The following is a 3,476-nucleotide window of genomic DNA, read 5'->3' as shown; positions in this document are numbered from 1 at the left end:
CGGCAACCTCACCGCTCGCGGCAGCGCCCGCCCCCGACTCGACAACCGTCACGCACCGCAGCAAACCACCCCGACCGGCAGAACATCACCCACCACGACCATCAGGCCACACCCAGCCCCGAAGGCCGTCACCCCAAAAGATCAACAACGGGACTTCCGAATACGTACAATTTCTTGGCCTTCGCCAATCTCGCAGCCGACGGCTGGCGCCAAACCCTTGATGYGGCCATCGTCTCGCCGCCACCATCTCCAGGCCGACTTTCCTCTCTGGGCGCGACCACACTTCATGTAGTCGAGATCGGAAATGATCTCGGTGAGGCCGCCGAAGAAGCCAACCTTGAAGATGAACGGTGGCGGGAAGGTCGTGAACAGCTTACTGATCATCTCTCCTCCTGGCTAGGGCAAGCATGCCCTAAGGCGGTTCCGAAGCTGAGGGGAGCTTGGCACGCGCTGACCTCGAATGGGCCAGATGCGGCCTCTCAGGCGGCGAACTCGGGTGTGGAGGCACTTGACTRGACTTTGCGCACCATTGCGCCTGATGATGAGGTCCTCGCATGGCGGGAAAATGTTGGTCAATACGCAAAGGAAATTGACCCTAAGAACGGCAAACCGCATCGAGCGCTACGTGTTCGTTACGCAGTACGAGGCTTTGGCATGAAAAGCGACRGCGTCACGGTAATCATAATGATGATGACCCGGTGCCTTGATGAGTTGCAGGGCGTGAAACATGGTGTAGATGAGACGAAAACCATCGCGGCTGCACGTCGCGCTCTCCTTGCGCTCGAGAACACGTTGACAGCTTTGATGCCATATTAGTACCCCAYGTGGAGCAACATGCCTGATCTTACTCTAGAAGGAWTATTCAGACTACCGGCGCCGGTCGCGGTCAAGGTAGCCGTACTCGCCTCAGAGACGCCGGTTCGTATTGGCGGCATGGATATCAGCCTGGTCATGCCCTCACTTCAACTTCTGAATAATGGGCCTATCCTGACAGCCCCCGCGATGAAAACGGTGCGGAATGATATTGACTGKGACGAACGCTACCGTTCCGTGGGGAGTGCATGGGGTAACGTGTCCCACTTCAAGTCAAACGATCCGCTAGGAGCCAATGGTAACGCGCTTGTCCGCGCCTTCGTAGTTCGGCACACCATTGCCACCGCGGATCAGCCCGAAAGCGTCAGGCGAAAAGAACGCGGGCAGAACCTGTACCAGGATATTGACGCCTGGTGGAGGCTCGCGGCCGACTGGGTTGAGGTGGTAGCGCGACAAAACCTTGATCCCCACTACGATGGGGCAAGCCGCCCGGGAGATGACCTCGAACTCTGGTTTAAGTACGGTCCCGATGGAGAGAGGGTGAGAAACCCTGCTCCCATTTCCCTCACCATGTCACCGGTAAATGCCTTGGAAAGTGATCGCTGGAAGGCGATACTTAAGGCAGCGTCAGACGGTCGCCAGCCGCCCACCGAACATTTGTTGCTCCGGGACGCCATCGCGGCCAACCGCCGCGGGCAGCGTCGGAGGGCCGTACTGGATGCGGCGACGGCGGCGGAGATGGCTCTGACCTATTTGCTGGATCAGGAACTTGCTGGACTACGGTCAGACGTCGCGGGCTATGTGATAGAGAAGAGCCGCCAGATCGGCGGGCGCGTTCAGGCGCTGAAAAATCTGGGAGTGCAGCTACCCGGAGACGCGGGCAAGCGGATCATGAGCTTTTTGGCGGAGCCTCGGAACACGGCAATCCACGGAGGCCGGGAGCCAAGCGTGGATGAGACGCGGGAAGCGCTGAAGGTCGCGGACGAGATCATGGAAACTGCATCCCCGCGCTCGGCGCTGCTTTAGCGCGGGACGGTCATCAACCCCAGCCGAATGCCACAGAGGGTATCCAACCCGTGACGGAACGTCCGAATTCGTTCCTTACATGTCCGATTTGCTGGTCAAGAACCATACCCACCAGGAGCGCCAAGGCGTCGGACGTGATGAGGGCGTCGGCCTCGGGGTCGCCGGACAGGTGGAGGGCMATGCGGCCAAGAGGGCCATGCGGCCAAGGGTAAGCCCCGCCAGAGTGATCCGGCGGGGCAGGTTGGTCAGGGACGCCAGATCACGGTGATGYGATCCGGGTCAAAACGGTTCTTCGGCCCATCGGCCTTGGAMAGCACCACGGCCTCGATAACGGTGGCGATGATGTCACGGCGCTGCTCCACCTCCAGCCGAGGCCAGGACGAGGCCACGTTGGTCAGCTGGGGGCCGGAGTGGGCGCGCAGCCAGTCGTTGCGCTCCCCCCGGAGCTTCGCCACGTCCCCCTCCAGCTCCTCCACCAGCTGGAGGGCGCGGGTGCCGCCGCGCTTCGTCTCCCGCCAGGCGGCCATGATCTCGGCGATCTCCGCCTCGGCCGGCTTGGGCCACGGGCCGCTTTCGGCTTCCACGTCCCGGTTTGCCAGATAGGCCAGCACCAAGTTCGTGACCAGTTCGTCAACGTGGTGGCCGGTCACGGCGACGCTGCCGCAGCCACCAGCGGTGACGGGACGGCAGGAGTAGTGATGCTTCTTCCACCCCTTGTCCCAGCCGCCGGTGAGCCGCGCGCCGCAGTAGGCGCAGCGGATGATTCCGGACAGCAGATACTTCCGGCCGCCTATGTGGATGTTCTGGTTGCCGGTCCGAGCGGGGTCGCGGAGCTTCGCCACCACCTTCTCCCAGACCTCGACGTCCAGGATGTGACCTTGAAGGCCCATGACGGGCTGGCCGTCTACGGTGCAGGCGTAGCGCTGCTCCAAGGGAACCGTGGTCGGGCCGTGTACCCGGTAGCCCGCGAGGCGGGGAGACAGATACATGTTCTTCATCACCTGGCGCTGCCACTGGTGGCCCCGGGTCGTGAGAATGCCCAGCTCATTCCAGCGGCGGCAGAGCGTGTGCGTGCCGACCCCGGCAAGGATTTCGTCAGCACCGACGACGATCATGTCGGCCTCGGCCTTGCGGATGGTGCGCTTGTCCGGCTCCCAGCCGAAGGGCCGGTAGCCGCCCACGGGGACACCCGCCTTGGCGAGCTCGCGGTGGGCCGTCCGCACCCGCCGGGAGGTGTCGGCGGACTGCTGGTTCTTCAGGGCCACGACGATCCGGGCCACGGAGCGCCCGTTGTCCGTGAGGAGGTCAAGGGTGYCGCTGATGTCAATGACGGGCCGCCCGTACTGGACCACCACGTCAATGGCGTCTTCCAGGTGGCGCGGGTCGCGGGTGAGCCGGTCCACGTCGGAGACGATGAGGCCGTCAAGGGGCTTGCCGGTTTTGGTGGCTCCCCGCTTCAAGTCCTCCAGGGCGCCCTCGTACACCGGCCGCACCACCCGGTACACCACGGAAGTTATTCAGAAACTCTCTTGATTCTCTCGAAGCTCAGTATTCGCTCGGATTGCTGTTCGTTGATTTTCTGGAGGCCGACGGCTGCCTGGATGTCGGCATCGATACGGCCGAGGTCGCTGCGGTAA

3 protein-coding genes and 1 pseudogene are annotated in these 3,476 nt (G+C 62.7%); 2 read left to right on the top strand and 2 right to left on the bottom strand.

Features of this window, described 5'->3' with window-relative positions; genetic code table 11:
• Window positions 1–816: hypothetical protein (locus CcI156_RS25325; protein WP_217697752.1), on the top strand; the 816-nt coding region annotated here is incomplete at its 5' end.
• A gap of 255 nt (window positions 817–1,071) precedes the next feature.
• Window positions 1,072–1,839 carry a hypothetical protein gene (locus CcI156_RS25320; RefSeq protein ID WP_139341602.1) on the top strand — a complete coding sequence of 256 codons (768 nt, stop codon included), beginning with the start codon at window positions 1,072–1,074 and terminating at the stop codon, window positions 1,837–1,839.
• Between the two features lie 85 nt (window positions 1,840–1,924).
• Here the strand turns inward: CcI156_RS25320 and CcI156_RS27320 are convergent.
• Window positions 1,925–2,020, bottom strand: a pseudogene (locus CcI156_RS27320) (Fe-S cluster assembly protein HesB); the annotation flags it as partial.
• 64 nt (window positions 2,021–2,084) lie between these two features.
• On the bottom strand, window positions 2,085–3,347 hold the full coding sequence (locus CcI156_RS23425) for a recombinase family protein (protein WP_254847589.1): 1,263 nt from the start codon (window positions 3,345–3,347) through the stop codon (window positions 2,085–2,087).
• Window positions 3,348–3,476 lie beyond the last annotated feature (129 nt).

The sequence above is a fragment of the Frankia sp. CcI156 genome (assembly GCF_001983015.1).
Classification (GTDB): domain Bacteria; phylum Actinomycetota; class Actinomycetes; order Frankiales; family Frankiaceae; genus Frankia; species Frankia casuarinae.
Note: the sequence above shows the minus strand (reverse complement) of the source record. Positions and strands in the feature narration are given on the sequence as shown.